The sequence below is a fragment of the Amycolatopsis australiensis genome (assembly GCF_900119165.1).
In the GTDB taxonomy this organism is placed as follows: Bacteria; Actinomycetota; Actinomycetes; order Mycobacteriales; family Pseudonocardiaceae; genus Amycolatopsis; species Amycolatopsis australiensis.
In genome coordinates, this window is record NZ_FPJG01000006.1 from 819,269 (window position 1) to 835,703 (window position 16,435).

18 protein-coding genes are annotated in these 16,435 nt (G+C 70.9%); 9 read left to right on the top strand and 9 right to left on the bottom strand.

Annotation, left to right across the window (positions count from 1 at the left end; translation table 11 throughout):
* Window positions 1–21 precede the first annotated feature (21 nt).
* On the top strand, window positions 22–1,209 hold the full coding sequence (gene lhgO, locus BT341_RS05140) for an L-2-hydroxyglutarate oxidase (protein WP_072475164.1): 1,188 nt from the start codon (window positions 22–24) through the stop codon (window positions 1,207–1,209).
* Here lhgO and BT341_RS05145 read toward each other — a convergent pair.
* Together BT341_RS05145 and serS are read right to left on the bottom strand one after the other, a co-directional pair.
* The gene (locus BT341_RS05145) at window positions 1,206–2,207 is read right to left on the bottom strand and encodes a DUF3558 family protein (RefSeq protein ID WP_072475165.1); all 1,002 of its coding nucleotides are present in this window, start codon (window positions 2,205–2,207) and stop codon (window positions 1,206–1,208) included. The genes lhgO and BT341_RS05145 overlap by 4 nt on opposite strands.
* Before the next feature lie 64 nt (window positions 2,208–2,271).
* Entirely contained in the window at window positions 2,272–3,531 is a 1,260-nt protein-coding gene (serS, locus tag BT341_RS05150; RefSeq protein ID WP_072475166.1) for a serine--tRNA ligase, read from the bottom strand.
* Window positions 3,532–3,650: 119 nt separating this feature from the next.
* On the opposite strand from serS, the gene BT341_RS05155 reads away from it, so the two are divergent.
* Together BT341_RS05155 and BT341_RS05160 are read left to right on the top strand one after the other, a co-directional pair.
* Window positions 3,651–4,946: an aspartate aminotransferase family protein gene (locus BT341_RS05155; RefSeq protein WP_072475167.1), complete on the top strand. Its 1,296-nt coding sequence runs from the start codon at window positions 3,651–3,653 to the stop codon at window positions 4,944–4,946.
* A 33-nt stretch (window positions 4,947–4,979) separates the two neighbouring features.
* On the top strand, window positions 4,980–5,603 hold the full coding sequence (locus BT341_RS05160) for a TetR/AcrR family transcriptional regulator (RefSeq protein ID WP_072481790.1): 624 nt from the start codon (window positions 4,980–4,982) through the stop codon (window positions 5,601–5,603).
* On the opposite strand, the gene BT341_RS05165 is transcribed toward BT341_RS05160, so the two are convergent.
* Genes BT341_RS05165 through BT341_RS05180 form a run of 4 tightly spaced genes read right to left on the bottom strand, consistent with a single transcriptional unit; the run spans window position 5,600 to window position 8,745 of the window.
* On the bottom strand, window positions 5,600–6,505 hold the full coding sequence (locus BT341_RS05165; RefSeq protein ID WP_177328745.1) for a haloalkane dehalogenase: 906 nt from the start codon (window positions 6,503–6,505) through the stop codon (window positions 5,600–5,602). The genes BT341_RS05160 and BT341_RS05165 overlap by 4 nt on opposite strands.
* A gap of 39 nt (window positions 6,506–6,544) precedes the next feature.
* Entirely contained in the window at window positions 6,545–6,997 is a 453-nt protein-coding gene (locus tag BT341_RS05170) for a DUF350 domain-containing protein (RefSeq protein ID WP_072475169.1), read from the bottom strand.
* A gap of 44 nt (window positions 6,998–7,041) precedes the next feature.
* Entirely contained in the window at window positions 7,042–8,208 is a 1,167-nt protein-coding gene (locus BT341_RS05175) for a glutathionylspermidine synthase family protein (protein WP_072475170.1), read from the bottom strand.
* The gene (locus BT341_RS05180; protein WP_072481791.1) at window positions 8,209–8,745 is read right to left on the bottom strand and encodes a hypothetical protein; all 537 of its coding nucleotides are present in this window, start codon (window positions 8,743–8,745) and stop codon (window positions 8,209–8,211) included.
* A 154-nt stretch (window positions 8,746–8,899) separates the two neighbouring features.
* Here BT341_RS05180 and BT341_RS05185 point away from each other — a divergent pair, with 154 nt between their 5' ends.
* The 4 genes from BT341_RS05185 to BT341_RS05200 all read left to right on the top strand — a co-directional run bounded on the left by BT341_RS05185 (window position 8,900) and on the right by BT341_RS05200 (window position 12,176).
* Window positions 8,900–9,925: a septum formation family protein gene (locus tag BT341_RS05185; protein ID WP_072475171.1), complete on the top strand. Its 1,026-nt coding sequence runs from the start codon at window positions 8,900–8,902 to the stop codon at window positions 9,923–9,925.
* Window positions 9,925–10,275: a metallopeptidase family protein gene (locus BT341_RS05190; protein ID WP_072475172.1), complete on the top strand. Its 351-nt coding sequence runs from the start codon at window positions 9,925–9,927 to the stop codon at window positions 10,273–10,275. Before BT341_RS05185 ends, BT341_RS05190 begins: the two co-directional genes overlap by 1 nt.
* Before the next feature lie 114 nt (window positions 10,276–10,389).
* Complete coding sequence (locus BT341_RS05195) at window positions 10,390–11,655, top strand: MFS transporter (RefSeq protein WP_072475173.1); 1,266 nt, start codon at window positions 10,390–10,392, stop codon at window positions 11,653–11,655.
* A gap of 38 nt (window positions 11,656–11,693) precedes the next feature.
* Window positions 11,694–12,176 (top strand): hypothetical protein, encoded by a 483-nt coding sequence (locus BT341_RS05200; protein ID WP_072475174.1) that lies wholly within the window; start codon window positions 11,694–11,696, stop codon window positions 12,174–12,176.
* Between the two features lie 6 nt (window positions 12,177–12,182).
* On the opposite strand, the gene BT341_RS05205 is transcribed toward BT341_RS05200, so the two are convergent.
* The 3 genes from BT341_RS05205 to pheA form a co-directional block, all read right to left on the bottom strand.
* On the bottom strand, window positions 12,183–12,824 hold the full coding sequence (locus BT341_RS05205; RefSeq protein WP_425426302.1) for a DUF4232 domain-containing protein: 642 nt from the start codon (window positions 12,822–12,824) through the stop codon (window positions 12,183–12,185).
* A gap of 122 nt (window positions 12,825–12,946) precedes the next feature.
* The gene (locus tag BT341_RS05210) at window positions 12,947–13,564 is read right to left on the bottom strand and encodes a histidine phosphatase family protein (protein ID WP_072475176.1); all 618 of its coding nucleotides are present in this window, start codon (window positions 13,562–13,564) and stop codon (window positions 12,947–12,949) included.
* Window positions 13,561–14,469: a prephenate dehydratase gene (gene pheA, locus BT341_RS05215; RefSeq protein ID WP_072475177.1), complete on the bottom strand. Its 909-nt coding sequence runs from the start codon at window positions 14,467–14,469 to the stop codon at window positions 13,561–13,563. The genes BT341_RS05210 and pheA overlap by 4 nt, the downstream gene beginning before the upstream one ends.
* A 97-nt stretch (window positions 14,470–14,566) precedes the next feature.
* On the opposite strand from pheA, the gene BT341_RS05220 reads away from it, so the two are divergent.
* Together BT341_RS05220 and coaA are read left to right on the top strand one after the other, a co-directional pair.
* The gene (locus BT341_RS05220; protein WP_072475178.1) at window positions 14,567–15,244 is read left to right on the top strand and encodes a macro domain-containing protein; all 678 of its coding nucleotides are present in this window, start codon (window positions 14,567–14,569) and stop codon (window positions 15,242–15,244) included.
* A 114-nt stretch (window positions 15,245–15,358) separates the two neighbouring features.
* Window positions 15,359–16,291 carry a type I pantothenate kinase gene (coaA, locus tag BT341_RS05225; RefSeq protein ID WP_072475179.1) on the top strand — a complete coding sequence of 311 codons (933 nt, stop codon included), beginning with the start codon at window positions 15,359–15,361 and terminating at the stop codon, window positions 16,289–16,291.
* Window positions 16,292–16,435 lie beyond the last annotated feature (144 nt).

Sequence of the window (16,435 nt, forward strand, 5' to 3'; positions counted from 1 at the left end):
GCTCGCGTAGCCTGGTCGATCGTGCGCAACGTGGTGGTCGTCGGGGGCGGGATCGTCGGTCTGGCCGTGGCCTGGGAGCTGACCAGGCGGGGGCTGGACGTCACCGTGCTGGAGAAGGAGTCCCGCTGGGCGGCCCATCAGACCGGGCACAACTCGAACGTCGTGCACGCCGGGCTCTACTACAAGCCAGGGTCCTTCAAGGCGCGGATGTCCGTCGCCGGCAACCGGTCCATAGTGGACTTCGCGCGCCAGTACGGCGTGCCCGTCGAGGTGTGCGGGAAGCTCGTCGTCGCCACCAGCGAGGCCGAGGTGCCGGCCCTGAACACCCTCGCCGAGCGGGCCGAAGCCAACGGCGTTCCCGCGAAGAAGATCTCGCCCGCCGAGGCCCGCGAGTACGAGCCCGAGGTCGCCTGCGTCGCCGCGCTGCGCGTGGAGTCCACCGGGATCATCGACTTCCCCGGCGTCTGCCACGCGCTCGTCCGCCTGCTCGACGAAGCCGGCGTCGACCTGCGGCTGAACAGTCCCGCGCTGGCCATCCGGGCCGGTCGCGCCGGCGGGGTCGAGGTCGCCACCGGGGACGACGTCGTCGCCGCCGACGCGCTGGTCAACTGCGCCGGCCTGCACTCCGACCGCGTCGCGCGGCTGGCCGGGCTGACGCCGTCCGCGCGGATCGTGCCCTTCCGCGGCGAGTACTACGAACTCAAGCCGGACCGGCGGCACCTGGTCCGCGGCCTGATCTACCCGGTGCCGGACCCGACGCTGCCGTTCCTCGGCGTGCACCTCACGCGGATGCTCGACGGCAGCGTCCACGCCGGTCCGAACGCCGTCCTGGCCCTGCGCCGCGAGGGCTACCGCTGGGCCGACTTCTCCGCGAAGGACGTCGCCGAGGTCGCGGCCTTCCCCGGGATCTGGCGGCTCGCGCGCAAGTACGCGTTCCCGACCGGGCTCGACGAGGTCCGGCGGTCGTTCTCGAAGAAGCGCTTCGCCGCGAGCCTGGCCCGGCTGGTCCCGGCCGTCACCGAGGACGACATCGTCCGCCACGGCTCCGGCGTGCGCGCCCAGGCGATGCGCCGCGACGGCTCGCTCGTCGACGACTTCCTCATCGAGACCGCGCGCGACCAGGTGCACGTCCTGAACGCGCCGTCGCCGGCCGCGACGAGCGCGCTCGAGATCGCGCGCCACATCGCCGACCAGGTCGCGAAGGACTAGCCCGGCAGGTTCGCCGTCACCAGCGGCAGCCCCTGCTTGACCAGATCGCAGGTCTTGGAGTCGTCGCCGATGAACCCGCTGACCACCTGCACCGACGACGTGTCGGTGATCGCCAGCGTCGCGCCGCAGGTCACGCGCAGGCCGCCCATGTTCGGGAACAGGCCCCACTTCCGGCCGCCGACGTCGACGGTCTCGGCCGGCGTGACGCCCTTCGCGCCCGGCCACTCACCGACCGGCGTGCTCGGGCCGAACCAGACTTCGAACGCCTTCTGGCCCTCGTCGCCGTCGGTGTCGTCCCACAGGCAGTAGGTCGCGTTCGGCACCGAAGACGAGGTGTCCTTTTCGCCGGTGGGCGAGATGTTCTTCAGCTGCGCCACTTGATCGGGCTTCAGCATCGCGCAGGGATCGGCCGACAGCAGCGGTCCGCCCGGCTCCGGCTTCGCCGACGTCGTCGGCGTGATCGGCGGCGCCGGCTGCCCGCCCGGCAGGTGTGCGGCGGCCTGCGGGATCGCGGCCTTCGCCAGCTCGCACGACTTCTCCAGCGGCGGCTCCGACACGCTCACGTACGCGAAGGACCGGTCCCCGAGGATCGTGTACAGCACGCAGTCGTCGGCGAGGATCGAGGCGTACCGCGTCCAGGTGAGGCCGCCGATCTGCTCCGGCTGGGACTTCGGGACGGCACCGGCGATGAACTCGTTGAAGTCCATGTCCTTCGTGTAGCCGACGTTCAGGATGGCCGACGGCTCGACGTCGTCCTTGGTGTTCCAGAGGCACATCGCCGTCTGATCGTGGTCCTTGTTCTCCGGCACCGACCGGCCGGGCGACTCGTAACCGAGGGCGTCGACCTGCTCCGGCGTCAGCAGCGAGCAGGCGTCGACGGCCTGGGCCACCGGACCCTGGCCCGGCACGGGCGACGCCGACCCGCTGACCGCCACCGTGCAGCCGGACACCACGGTCAAGGCCGCCGAAGCCACCACGACCTGCCACTTCACGCGCATGAATCCTCCCGTTCGGCCCGGACTGTACTGGGACGAACGACAACAGCACGCGGATCCGCCCGATTCAGCGCGGGGTGAGGACTTCCTTGCCGCCGACGAACGGGCGCAGCGCCTCGGGCACGCGCACCGAGCCGTCCTCCTGCTGGTGGTTCTCGACGATAGCGACGATCCACCGGGTGGTGGCCAGCGTCCCGTTGAGCGTCGCGGCGATCTGCGGCTTGCCGTTCTCGTCGCGGTAGCGGACCGACAGGCGGCGGGCCTGGAACGTCGTGCAGTTCGACGTAGAGGTCAGCTCGCGGTAGGTGTCCTGCGTCGGGATCCACGCCTCGCAGTCGAACTTGCGGTGCGCCGACGTGCCGAGGTCGCCGGTCGCGGTGTCGATCACCCGGTAGGGCACCTCGATCTTGGCCAGCATCTGCTCTTCCCAGCCGAGCAGCCGCTCGTGCTCCGCCTCGGCGTCGGCCGGCTTGGCGTAGACGAACATCTCCACCTTGTCGAACTGGTGGACGCGGATGATGCCGCGCGTGTCCTTGCCGTACGAGCCGGCCTCACGGCGGTAGCAGGACGACCAGCCCGCGTAGCGCTTCGACTCGGTCAGGTCGAGGATCTCGTCGGCGTGGAAGCCGGCGAGCGGCACCTCCGACGTGCCCACGAGGTACAGGTCGTCGTCCTCGAGGTGGTAGATCTCGCTCGAGTGCTGGCCGAGGAAGCCGGTACCCGCCATGATCTCCGGGCGCACCAGCGACGGCGTGATCATCGGCGTGAAGCCGTTCTCGAGGGCCTGGGCGATGGCCATGTTGAGCAGGCCGAGCTGCAGCTGCGCGCCGACGCCGGTGAGGAAGTAGAACCGCGAGCCCGACACCTTCGCGCCGCGTTCCATGTCGACCCCGCCGAGGCCTTCGAGCAGCTCGAGGTGGTCACGCGGGGTGAAGTCGAACTTCGTCGGCTCGCCGACGTGCTTGAGCACGGCGAAGTCGTCCTCGCCGCCGACCGGCGCGTCCGGGTGCACGAGGTTCGGCACGGTGCGGAAGAGCTGGTCGAACTCCTCCGACGCGGTGTTCTGCTCGGCCTCGGCGGCCTTGACCTGCGCGGCGAGCTCCTTGGCCGTGGCCAGCAGCTGCTGCTTCTCCGCCGGCGGCGCCTTCGGGATCTGCTTGCCCAGGAGCTTCTGCTCGTTGCGCAGCTTGTCGGCGGCCGCGATCGAAGACCGGCGCCGGGAGTCGAGGGCGAGCAGCTTGTCGACCACTCCCTCGTCCTCACCACGGGCGCGCTGCGACGCGCGCACGGCTTCCGGGTCTTCGCGCAGAGTCCTGGGGTCAATCACGAAGACAGAGGGTAGTCCGTACACACTGTGCGGCCGTACTGGGTTATCCCGACAGTCTGATCGTTGAAGCCCTGTTCACGGCGTCCCCATACTCCAGGGAAACCCTGAGGAGGCGCCCGATGACCGACGAGCTGCTGGCCCGGCACCGCGCTGTCATGCCGTCCTGGATGTCGCTGCTCTACGAGGAGCCGATCGAGATCGTGCACGCGCACGACCGGCGGATGACCGACTCGCAGGGCCGCACGTACCTGGACTTCTTCGCGGGGGTGCTGACCAACTCGATGGGCTACGACGTCGCCGAGATCGGCGACGCCGTCCGCAAGCAGCTCGACACGGGCATCCTGCACACCTCGACGCTGTACCTGATCCGGTCGCAGGTGGAGCTGGCCGAGCGGATCGCGAAGCTGTCGGGCATCCCGGACGCGAAGGTGTTCTTCACCAACTCCGGCAGCGAGGCCAACGACACGGCGTTGATGCTGGCGACGCAGTTCCGGCGCAGCAACCAGGTGCTGGCGATGCGCAACTCCTACCACGGGCGCTCGTTCGGGACGGTCGCCATCACCGGCAACCGCGGCTGGTCGGCGTCGGCGCTGAGCCCGGTGAAGGTCAGCTACGTCCACGGCGGGTACCGGTACCGCAGCCCGTTCCGCGATCTGTCCGACGCGGACTACATCAAGGCGTGCGTGGCGGACCTGGTGGACGTGCTGGACACGGCGACGGCGGGCGACGTCGCGTGCCTGATCGCGGAGCCGATCCAGGGCGTCGGCGGGTTCAGCCTGCCGCCGGACGGGCTGTTCCGCGCGATGAAGGAGGTCCTGGACTCGTACGGGGTGCTGTTCGTCTCGGACGAGGTCCAGACCGGCTGGGGCCGGACGGGCGAGCACTTCTGGGGCATCACGGCCCACGGCGTTACGCCGGACATGATGACGTTCGCCAAGGGGCTCGGCAACGGACTGGCGGTCGGCGGCGTGGTGGCCCGCGGCGACATCATGGACTGCTTCCAGGCCCAGTCGTTCTCGACGTTCGGCGGCAACCCGGTCTCGATGGCCGGCGCGACGGCGGTGCTGGACTACATCCAGGACCACGACCTGCAGGCGAACTGCGCGGCCCGGGGCGCGCAGCTGCTGTCCGGCCTGCGGGCGGCCGCGTCACCGCTGGTGGCGGAGGTGCGCGGCAAGGGGCTGATGATCGGCGTGGAGCTGATCAAGCCGGGCACGACGGAGCCGAACGTCCCGGCGGCGGCGCGGATGCTGGAGGAGACGAAGAAGCGCGGACTGCTGATCGGCAAGGGCGGCCTGCATGGGAACGTGCTGCGCCTCGGGCCGCCGATGACGCTGACGGCGGAGGAAGCCCAGGAAGGCTTGGACATCCTGGTCGACTCGCTCGCGGCCACCCACGCGGCACTGGGCGGATGAGCGAACGCGATGAAACGGACTATGCTCCGTTTCATGGCTGACGGCACCACCACCGGAGCGCGAGCCGCTGCCGCGGAGGCGGCGGAGGCGCGCGCGCTGCGGGCGGACGCGACCCGCAACCGCGACCAGTTGCTCGCGGTGGCGACCCGCATGTTCGTGGCGGCCGGCGCCGAGCCGTCGATGCGGGCCATCGCCCGCGAGGCCGGCGTCGGCATCGCCACGCTCTACCGGCACTTCCCGACCCGCGAGTCGCTGGTCGACGCGGTCTACCGGGACCAGGTCGAGCGGCTGACGGCCGGCGCCCGCGAACTGCTCGACCGGCTGCCGCCCGCCGCGGCGATGCGGCACTGGATGGACTTGTTCGGGGACTGGATCGCCACCAAGAACGGCATGCTCGACACGCTGCTCGCGATGATCGAGGCGGGCGAGATCGCCCATGCCCGGACCCGGACCGAGCTGCTGGCGGCCATCACCACGATCCTCGACGCCGGACGTGCGGCGGGTGACCTCCGCTCCGACGTCACCGCCGAGGACATCGCCGCCGCCCTCATCGGCATCTTCACCGTGGCCCCCCGCCCCGAGCACGAAGCCCAGGCCGCCCGCCTGCTCGACCTCCTGATGGACGGCCTGCGCCCCCCGGCCCGGCCTGCGCCCTAACCTCGCACGAACCGGGCCACGTGCTCGGCCAGCTCCTCGCCCGCGTCCTCCTGCAGGAAGTGGCCCGCGCCCGTGATCACCGGGTGGTCGAGCCCCTGCGCGCCCTTCATCGAACGCCGCAGAATCGGGGCCATCCCGCCGGTGATCGGGTCGCCGTCGGAGAACGCCACCAGGAACGGCAGGTCCAGTTCCGTCAACGTCCGCCACGCCGCTCGGTTCGCCGCCGACTCCGGGTTGTCCGGGCGGTAGGGCACCAGCGCAGGCATCGCCCGCGGGCCCGCCTTGTACATCTCGTTCGGGAACGGCGCGTCGTACGCCGCCCTGACCTCGGGGGACAGCGGAGACGAGCAGCCGGACTGCACCAACCTGCCGATGTCCAGCACCGGCGCCTTCTGCACGGCCTCGCGGAACGAGTGCCACACCGCCGGCATGTCGACGTCTCCGGTGGGCAAGCCCGTGTTGGCCGCCACCACCCGAGAGAACCGGGACGGGTCCGAGGCGACCAGCCGCAGGCCGATCAGCCCGCCCCAGTCCTGGCCGACCAGCGTCACTTCGCGGAGGTCCAGCGCGTCGAACGCGAACGCGCGCAGCCACTCGACGTGCCGCGCGTACGTGTGGTCGGCCAGGTCGCCCGGCTTGTCGGACCGGCCGAAGCCGACCAGGTCCGGCGCGATCGCGCGCAGCCCGGCCGAGGCCAGCACCGGCAGCATCTTCCGGTACAGGAACGACCAGCTCGGCTCGCCGTGCAGCAGCAGCACGACCGGGCCGTCCGCCGGGCCCGCCTCGACGTAGCCGACTCTGATCACGCCGCCGTGTGGGTCGCCGAACTCGGCGTACCGGGGTTCGAAGGGGAAGTCGGGCAGGTCCGTGAACCGGTCGTCCGGTGTCCTCAGCAGGCGCACGCGCCCCACGCTAGTGCGACCGGGCGAACGCAGCCAGGCTCAGGAGATGCCGATCGCCACCACGAGACCGAGGCCGATGTGCGCGGCTGCCACGACGACGCTCACCGGGGCGAACTTCTCGCTCTCGATGGTCGACGCGACGTCGATCCGGGTCGCCCACTCCAGCAGCCGGACGGCGACCACCTGGACGACGATCCCGAGCAGGCCGTAGACCAGCGACGTGATCAGGCCCTCGGTGAGGTCGCTCGCCGAGTTGAAGATCGCCACCACGACGATGAACGACATCGCGAGCAGCCCGGACGCGGTCACGATCACCGCGTTCGGCAGGCCGGCGTGCACGAGCTTCGACAGCTTGCCCGGCGTGGTCCAGTCGATCGCGTAGAAGCCGGCGAACATCAGCAGCAGGCCGACGACGCCGTACAGCAGGATCGCGCCGATCCCCCGCACGAGGTCGGAGCCGAACGTGTCGGACAGCGCAAGGGTCGAGGTCACGGGTCACTCCTGGGTGAAAAGGGCGGATCGGCAGCGGTGTTCTATCACGGCTCGGGAATCCGATGTGGGACGAATGCCGCACCGTCGTCGGTCACCAGCCCGCCGGTCTCGCGGATGCCCAGCCCCGCGGAGCTGTCACCGACGATCCACGCGCCGAGCGCCGGCCGGTAGCCGTCGAACTCGGGCAGCGGGTCGAACGCCTGGTAGACGAACCCTTCGGCGCCGTAGACGCCGTCGGTCTGGGTCTCGTAGCCGGTCGCGACGATCTGGACGTTCGCACCTTCGCGGCCCAGTTTCGGCTTCCGGACGTACTCGGTGAGGATGCCGGGGTCGTCGGCGAACGCGGGCAGCAGGTTCGGGTGGCCCGGGTAGTTCTCCCACAGGATCGCCAGCAGCGTCTTGTTGGAGAGGATCATCTTCCACAGCGGCTCGATCCACAGCGTCCGCGGCAGCGACTCGACGGCGTGGCGGCCGAACTCCTCGTCGACGATCCACTCCCACGGGTACAGCTTCAGCACGGTCGCCATCTGCGCCTCTTCGAGGTCGACGAACCGCTTGAGCACCGGGTCCCAGCCGATCTCCTCGATCGCCAGGCCCACCGTGTCGAGCCCGGCCTCGGCCGCCGTCTCCTGCAGGTACGCCGTGGTGACGTTGTCCTCGCCGGTCGGGTCGGCCGCCGACCAGGTGAAGTGCAGCTCGTTCGACGGCAGCTTGTCCCGCAGCAGCCCCCAGCGCTCGACCAGCTTCTCGTGGATCGAGTTCCACTGGTCGTCGTCCGGGAAGACGTCGGTCTTCCAGTGCCACTGCAGCAGCGACGCCTCCAGCAGCGTGGTCGGCGTGTCCGCGTTGTACTCCAGCAGCTTGGCCGGCGACTTGCCGTCGTAGCGCAGGTCGAACCGGCCGTAGACGTGCGGGTCCTGCCGCTTCCACGACTCGGCGATGTGCGGCCAGACCCACTCGGGGATGCCGAAGCGCTGGTAGCCCTCGGTCGTCACGACGTTGTCGACGGCTTCGAGGCACATCGAGTGGAGCAGCTCGACGTCGGCCTCCAGCGACAGGACCTCGTCCATGTCGAAGACGTAGTGCACCGACTCGTCCCAGTACGGCCGCACGCGGCCGCTGCTGTCGCGGGCCGGCGTGCCGTAGACGAGTCCCTGCTCCTCGACGATCCGCTGCCAGTCGCGCCGCGGCTCACGTCGGTCCCGGTACACCTACGATCCCCCGCTCTTGCCGCTGCCGCCGCTGCCGCTCTTGCCGCTGATGCCGAACCCGCCGCGCTGGACGGACTTCCCGCTCTTCGTCGTGACGTTGGTGCGCGCCGACGGCGGGTCGTACGAGCCGCCGGAGACGTGCTGGCCGATCGTGCCGGTGCCGCCGTAGTTGTACCGGTAGCTCTGGTAGCCGCCGCCGGGGATCGGGATGAACCAGAATCCGCCGCTCGAGTAGCCGTGGTGGCTGGTCACGTACGACTCGTCGCAGTAGTCGTCGTTCTGGACGACGCCGTTCGCGTCGGTGCAGACCGCGGTGACGTTCTCGGTCTTGGCGACCGAGTAGAACGTCGCGACCAGGCCCACGAGCCCGACGGTGACGCCGCTGCCGATGAGGATCTTGCGCCGCGTGGCCGCCTTGGCGTCGGCCTGGCGGGCCAGTTCCTCGTCCCGCTCCTGCTGCGCCAGCGCCTGCTGCCGCGCCCGCTGCTCGGCGATCGACGGCTGCTTCGGCTGGGTGTTCGAGTCCTGGAACCTCATCGAGCCACGCTTCGGCGGCTCGGGGGGCGGCTGGTCCCCAGTGTTGCTGTCCTGCGTCATGTGCGCTCCGTAATCACCGGCCACCACGAAACCGTGACCACCCTAACCACCCGGATCGCGCACGTCGCGCGCGGCGCGGGCATCATGGACTGCGATGTCTCCCAGCGCCGATCGGTTCCCCACCGCCACGCAGACGCTGCGCACCCGCGTCGTGATGGGCGGGATCTTCGCGGGCGCGCTCATCGCGCTCGCGCTCAGCGTCGTGTTCTCGTGGAGCGACGGCATCACCGGCGGCTCCGGCGGCGGGACGGGCAAGCTGTCCGCGGCCGCCGAGGAAGCCTTCCACTCCCCGCCGGGCAGCTGTCTGACCTGGGACAACCCGGACGCGAGCGACGCGCGCAAGGTCGCCTGCACCCAGCCGCACCTGTTCGAGGTGACCGCGCTCGTCGACATCGGCGCCCAGTTCCCGGCCGGCGCTCCGGTGCCCTCGCTGGAGCAGTGGCAGCAGATCGCGCAGCAGAAGTGCACCGCCGACGTGAAGCCCTACCTCGGCCACAACCTCGACCCGTACGGGAAGCTCACCACGAACCTGCTGCGCCCGACCCCGTCGCAGTGGGACGACGGCGACCGCCAGCTGCGGTGTGGCCTGCAGTGGGCCGGCCCCGGCGGCAAGCTCCTGCCGACGACCGGGCCCGCCAAGGAGCAGGACCAGTCGCTCGTCTTCCCGCCGGGCACCTGCCTGGCGCTGCGGGGCAAGAGCGTCGGCGACCCGATCGAGTGCACCAACCCGCACTCCTACGAGATCATCGCGATCCTCGACCTCAAGACGAAGTTCAAGGACGCCTACCCGTCGCAGGACGACCAGAAGGCCTGGCTCGACACCGAGTGCACCAAGCAGGCCGCCGACTACACCGGCGGCGCCGACCTCGACGCGAAGAAGCTGATCCTGACCTGGGACGTGCGCGAGCAGGAGAGCTGGGACGCCGGGTCGACGAAGGTCAACTGCAAGGTGGCGGCGCTGCTGCCGGACAAGAGCGGCCTGCAGGCCGTCACCGGCAGCATCAAGGCCGCGCCCGGCGGCCCCGACGGTGGCCAGCCCCAGGACGGCGGCCCGCCGTCGGACGGCGGCGGCGGCCCGAGCACGAACTCCGCCCCGCCGTCGACGAAGCAGAACGGCTGATGCCCGTCGAGATGAGCCGGGAGCGGTTCGAGGAGCTGGTCTCGGAAGCGCTGGACGAGGTCCCGCCGGAGTTCGCGCGGGCGATGGACAACGTCGTCGTCCTCGTCGAGGAGTTCAACGACGAGGCACCGGAGATCCTCGGGCTCTACCACGGGATCGCGCTGACCGAGCGGACGTCCTCCTACGGCGGGGTGCTGCCCGACCGGATCTCGATCTACCGGCAGCCGATCCTCGCCATGTGCGAGGACGAGGACGAGGTCGTCGAGGAGGTCCTCATCACCGTCGTGCACGAGCTGGGCCACCACTTCGGCATCGACGACGCGCGCCTGCACGAGCTCGGCTGGGGTTGACCGCCGCCGGTTTTCCGGCACCGGTAGTGACAATGTGACCACACCGGGCCCGGCCCGCCGTTATCCTTGTCACCCAAAGTCGTGGGGTGACTTCGATTCGTGCGGGGAGGCACAGTGAACGAAGCCCGGAACGACGGGAGCGGCCGAAGACTCACGTGGCTGCTGACGTCGAGCGCGGCGTCCCACCTGGGGGACGGGATCGGGAAGGTCGCGCTGCCGCTGCTGGCCACGACCCTGACCCGGGACCCGGTGCTCATCGCCGGGTTGTCCGCCACCCAGTTCCTGCCGTGGCTGCTGTTCGCCGCGGTCGCCGGCGCGCTGGTCGACCGGATCGACCGGCGGCGCGCGATGATCGTCGCGAACACCGCGCGCGCCGCCGCGGTCGGGACGCTGGCGGTGCTCGTCGCCTTCGGCGGGATGACGATCTGGCTGGTCTACCTGACGGCGCTGGTCATCGGGACCGCCGAGACGATCGCGGACAGCGCGGCCAACGCCCTGATCCCGGCGGTCGTCGGCGACGGCTCGCTCGACGCGGCCAACAGCAAGCTGCAGGCGTGCGAGATCGTCGGTCAGACGTTTCTCGGTGGCCCGGTCGGCAGCCTGACTTTCGCGCTCTTCGCCGCGTTGCCGTTCATCCTCAACTCCGCGGGCTTCGCGATCGCGGCGGCGGTGCTGCTCGGGCTGGCCGGCACCTACCGCGCGAAGGCGGAAACCCCGGTCAAGCCGGCGAAGCTGCGCACCGAGCTGGCGGACGGCCTGCGCTGGTTGCGCGGGCACGCGCTGCTGCTGCGGCTGGTCGTCGTCGCCGGATTGCTCAGCCTGGTCAGCGAACTCGCGCAGGCGCAGCTGGTGCTCTACGCGCTCGAAGACCTGCACTTGTCCGACGCGACGTACGGGCTCTTCGCGTTCGTCGGCGGGATCGGCGGGCTGCTCGGCGCGGGCGTCGCCCCGCGGCTGGTGCGCGCGACCGGCCGTCGCGTGGTCGTGGTCGGCGGGATCGTGTGCTGCGCCGCCGGGTTCGGCGGCATGGGCCTGGTGCGGTCGCCGGTCGCGGGCGCGGCGCTGTTCGGCCTGTTCGCGGCGGCCGTGGTCGCGGTGAACGTCGTGCTCGCCACCGCGCGGCACACGCTGGTGCCGGGCGAGCTGCTGGGCCGGGTGCTCGGGGTGTGGCGCACGGTCGTCTGGGGCGCGATCCCGCTCGGTGCCCTGCTCGGCGGCGTGCTCACCGAGGCGCTCGGCACGGCGGCGCGGACGTTCGCGGTGTCCGGATTGGCGATGCTGCTGATCGCCGGCTTCGCCGCCGTCGCGCTGCGCCGGTTCTCGCTCGATGACAAATCGGACTCAGCCGCGGCGCTGACGCACCAGGATCCCGGATTGTGAGCTGAAATATCTCATCACCCAGGTGGTGGGAGGCGGCTATGCGCACCGTGGAACCCGGCACCGGCACCGACGCCGGTCCCGACTTCGACGAACCCCCGGCGGAATCCGGCGAGGTCATGGCGGCACCTCAGCCGTCGCGGCGGCTGCTGGTGCTGTGCGCGGTCGCCGGGTTCGTGCTCGGCGGCGGGGTGCTCGGCCTGCTGTGGGGCCTGTCCGGCGTGCACGCCGGGGCGCTCGACGACGCGCTGGCCGCGTGCCAGGCCCTCGACCGGGTCGGCGAGCTACCGGACACGAGCCGGGACGCGCAGCCGTCGCTGACGCCTGGCCTCACGCCCGAACGGCTGCACCGGATAACCGCCGCCCGCGAGCTGTCGGCGGCGGCCGCACAGGTCAACGCGACCTACCAGCCGCTGGCCGACCACATCGACGGCGTGGCCAGGATGGTGCTGAGCCTGCACTTCAACGACATCTCCGGCCAGCGGCACCTGGTCCAGGCCCAGGAGATCTGCGCCCGGATCTGACCCGCGTCAGGCCGGGTGGACCGTCTTGACCGCGAGCTGGTTGCCCGGGATCTTCGTGCTCGCGCAGCCGGTGCCCTCGGCCGGGACGAAGTTCGACGCGGTCTCCTGCGGCAGGTAGATGCGCAGGCCCTTCACCGGCGTCGGGTCGCAAGTGCCGGGGTCGAAGTTGTGCACGTTGACGAACTGGATGTCGGCGGCGGCTGTCTGGCCCGGGTCCAGCTTGACCGCGTTGCCCTTGGTGCCTTCGCGGAAGGCGTCCTTGCCGACCTGGTGGCCGTCGCTGCCCGCCACGTACGAAACGCCGGGGAAGCCCTGGATGGTGCACGGCTTGGAGCTGACGTTCTTGATGAGCAGCGGCCGGTAGACCGAACCGGCGCCGGCGTCGCCCTGGCCGAGGGACAGCTTGACGTCCCCGGCCTTGCACAGGCCGTTGTCCGCCGGCTGCGCGGCCGGCGGCGTCGTCGCCGCGGAGCTGGTGGCGCTGGACTCGGTGGTGGTCACGGTGGTGGAGGTCGGGGACGCCGTGGTCGACGGCGTCGAGCTGCTCGCCGAGTTCGTCGTCCCGCCACTACCGCAGGCGGAGAGCGCGAGAACGCCCGCCGAAGCCGCGACGACCGGGAACAACCGTGAAAGCTTCGTCCGAACCATGTCAATCGCCTCCCTGGTGTGCTGCTACTGGGTAGACGTGCGGGTCTCCGGCGGGTTGGCCCGTTCTGTTAATTCCCCACCAAACGTATCTCAAACGTGACGGGATTACACTTTCGTGACGATCAGAGCGGCGTGTCAACCCAGGTCAGGCAGTGCCACCCGCCCTCCGGACGCGCCGCCAGCTCCACCAGGCCGGTGTTCGGGATCAACGCCGCGTTGGCGACGTCCGCGTGGACGTTCGGCGCGAGCCACTCGCCGGCCAGCCGGATCGCGCCGCCGTGGCTGACCAGTGCGACCACGCCGTCGGGATCGGCCTGCTCGTGCTTGGCGCGCAGCCGGGCGACCGCGTCGAGCATGCGGGTGCGCACGCTCGTGCCGCTCTCGCCACCGGGCAGCGACGGCGTCAGCTCGCCGAGGGTCCACCGCCGGACCGTGTCCATGTACGTCCGGATCGACTCGTGGTCGGTCGCGCCTTCCAGGTCACCGGCGACGACCTCGTGCACGCCGTCGACGACCTGCACGTCCAGCCCGAACTGCGCGGCCAGCGGCGCGGCCGTCTGCTGGGCCCGGGTCGCCTGCGACGCGTAGACCGCCACGATCGGCTCGCCCGCTAGCCGCGCGGCGAGCTTCTCGGCCTGCGCGCGGCCCAGCTCGGTCAGCGGCGGGCCGGGCAGGGCGGTGTCGAGCGCGCCGCGGACGTTCCCTTCGGTCTGACCGTGGCGGATGAGCAGCAGCCTCACGCCAGGTCCCCCTTGCGGACCGCGTCGGCCCACACCGCGGCGTCGACGAAGTCGTCGTTGCCGAAGCCGGGCTCGATCGTGGTACGCGTCCCATCGGCGCGCGGGTGCGAGCCGAGGAACCGGAGGTTGCGGCACTGCCGGCGCAACGCCGTCAGCGCGTCGAGGATCCGCGGCTCGGCCACGTGCCCCTCGAAGTCGATGAAGAAGCGGTACTCGCCGAAGTTGTTCCGCGTCGGCCGCGCGTCGAGCCGGGTCAGGTTGATGCCGCGGGTCGCCAGCTCGGTGAGCAGCTCGGCGAGCGTGCCGGTGCGGTTCGCGGCCGCGGCCACGACCGACGTCCGGTCCGCGCCCGTCGGCTCCGGCAGCTCCCCCGGCGCGCGGACCAGCAGGAACCGCGTCGCCGCGTCGGTGACGTCGGCGACGTCGGTGGCCAGCACCTCGAGGTCGTAGTGCTCGACGGCGACCGGCGCGCAGACCGCGGCGTCGAACTGGCCCTCCAGCACGCCGACCGCGGCCGCCGAGGTCGAGGAAGACGCCACCGGGTGCGCGTCCGGCAGGTTCGCCTCCAGCCATTCGCGGACCTGGGCGAGCGCGTGCGGGTGGCTGGCGACGGTCTTGACGTCCCCGCTGCCGCGCCGGGTCAGCACGCTGAAGCGGATCGGCAGGATGGCCTCGGCGACGGCCACCAGCGGCGTCGACTCGCTCAGCGCGTCGAGCGTGGCAGGCACCACCCCTTCGACCGAGTTCTCGATGGGGACGCACGCGGCGTCCGCCTCGCCCGTGCGGACGGCCGTCATCGCCAGCCGCACGGTCTCGACCGGAAACAGTTCTTCGCCGCCGGCGAGGACCCGCGCGGCTTGTTCGGTGAAGGTCCCTTGGGGGCCGAAGTATGCGATCCGTGACACAACCCCAGGCTACGGGGCCTCGCCGTGGCGACTTTCACTCGGACAGCCGGTACTCGAACCGGTTACGCCGGGTGGCATTTTTTGCGATGCTAGGGACGTGACCGCCGACTCGGGCACGCACACCGGCCGTGAGGGTACGAACCCGCCGGTCTCCCCTCGCACACCGGAGCTGGTGCTGTGCGCCGTCGATGAACCACTCGCCACCGCCTGGACCACCGTCGCCGAGAAGCTGTGTTCAACCGGGGCTCCGCCCCGGGCCGGGGGCTCCGCCACCCGGACCCCCGAAGGCGTTCCAACGGGCCGGGTCCGGGTGCACCGCGGGTCGGTCCTCGACGTCGTCGCCCAGGCCGTGGTCAGCCCGGCCAACTCCTACGGCTGGATGCGCGGCGGCATCGACGCCGTCTACGCGCGGGCGTTCCCCGGCGTGGAGCAAAGCGTCCGCAGCGCCGTCCTGGCCTTTCACGGCGGTGAGCTACCCATCGGCGAGGCCGTGGTCGTGCCGACCGGCGAAGCCGAGCCGGCCTGGCTGATCAGCGCGCCGACCATGCGCGAGCCCGGCGAGCTGCTGCCCGCCGACACCGTGCACCCCTACCTCGCGGCTCGCGCCGTGTTCCTGCTGTGGCGCGACGGCAAGCTCGACCAGGGACCGGTACGCGAAGCCGTCGACACGATCGCGATGCCGGGCCTGGGCACCGGCGTCGGCGGCGTCGACCCCGCGACGTGCGCGCGGCAGGTCGCGGCGGCCTGGGACGAGGTTTTTCGTCACGCGCGGTGATTCCTCGTAAAGGCGAGGTGGACTACATCACAGCGCGTTCACCCGCGGTAAGCCCTACCGTTAATCACGCAGGTGAACGTCCGCCAGTGCAGGCGACGGCCGGAGGAGTGTGCGATGACCCGGGTCCGCGAACTCAGCCCGTATGTCGAGCTGCACCGGGAGCAATGGAAGGAACTGCGCAGTTCCACGCCGTTGCCGCTGACGGCGGCCGAGCTGCTGCGGCTGCGCGGTCTGGGCGAACAGGTCGATCTGGCCGAGGTCGCCGACGTGTACCTGCCGCTGTCCCGCCTGATCAACCTGCAGGTCGCCGCGCGCCAACGGCTCTACGAAGCGACCACGACGTTCCTCGGTGACGACTCCCGCGGCACGAAGGTGCCGTTCGTGATCGGCATCGCCGGGAGCGTGGCGGTCGGCAAGTCGACCACCGCGCGCATCCTGCGCACGCTGCTCGCCCGCTGGCCCGACCACCCCCGCGTCGACCTGGTCACCACCGACGGCTTCCTGTACCCGCGCGCCGAGCTGATGCGGCGCGGGATCATGCACCGCAAGGGCTTCCCCGAGAGTTACGACCGGCGGGCGCTGCTGAGGTTCGTCACCGAGGTCAAGTCGGGTGCCGAGCGGGTCACCGCGCCGGTGTACTCGCACCTGGCCTACGACATCCTGCCCGGCCAGGAGCAGGTGGTGCAGCAGCCGGACATCCTCATCCTCGAGGGCCTGAACGTGCTGCAGCCGGGGCCGCGGCTGATGGTGTCCGACCTCTTCGACTTCTCGATCTACGTCGACGCGCACACCGACGACATCCAGCGCTGGTACATCGAGCGGTTCCTGGAGCTGCGGCACACGGCGTTCGCGGACCCGGCGTCGCACTTCCACCACTTCGCCGGCCTGCCCGACGACGAGGCCCGCGCCGAGGCGCGGCACCTGTGGCGCTCGATCAACGAGCCCAACCTGATGGAGAACATCAAGCCGACCCGGCCCCGCGCGACGCTCGTGCTGCGCAAGGACGCCGACCACACGATCAACCGGGTCCGGCTGCGCAAGCTCTGACGTCGTCACGCACCACGTCACCCACATGCCCGCGATTCGCACGCTGAGCGAAGGCGCGGACACGGTTCGTCAGGGCTTTGCGACTCTCCGCGCCGGAACCCCGGCCGATCGGCCGAGGCGGGCCGTTCAGCCGTAACCGGTTGG

What these genes read in the sequence shown, in the direction of transcription:
- BT341_RS05155 (WP_072475167.1), top strand. Translation starts at nt 3,651, where the DNA reads ATGACCGACGAGCTGCTGGCCCGGCACCGCGCTGTCATGCCGTCCTGG.
- BT341_RS05145 (WP_072475165.1), bottom strand. Translation starts at nt 2,207, where the DNA reads ATGCGCGTGAAGTGGCAGGTCGTGGTGGCTTCGGCGGCCTTGACCGTG.
- BT341_RS05200 (WP_072475174.1), top strand. Translation starts at nt 11,694, where the DNA reads ATGCGCACCGTGGAACCCGGCACCGGCACCGACGCCGGTCCCGACTTC.
- BT341_RS05180 (WP_072481791.1), bottom strand. Translation starts at nt 8,745, where the DNA reads ATGAGGTTCCAGGACTCGAACACCCAGCCGAAGCAGCCGTCGATCGCC.
- coaA (WP_072475179.1), top strand. Translation starts at nt 15,359, where the DNA reads ATGACCCGGGTCCGCGAACTCAGCCCGTATGTCGAGCTGCACCGGGAG.
- BT341_RS05160 (WP_072481790.1), top strand. Translation starts at nt 4,980, where the DNA reads ATGGCTGACGGCACCACCACCGGAGCGCGAGCCGCTGCCGCGGAGGCG.
- BT341_RS05205 (WP_425426302.1), bottom strand. Translation starts at nt 12,824, where the DNA reads ATGGTTCGGACGAAGCTTTCACGGTTGTTCCCGGTCGTCGCGGCTTCG.
- BT341_RS05190 (WP_072475172.1), top strand. Translation starts at nt 9,925, where the DNA reads ATGCCCGTCGAGATGAGCCGGGAGCGGTTCGAGGAGCTGGTCTCGGAA.
- BT341_RS05185 (WP_072475171.1), top strand. Translation starts at nt 8,900, where the DNA reads ATGTCTCCCAGCGCCGATCGGTTCCCCACCGCCACGCAGACGCTGCGC.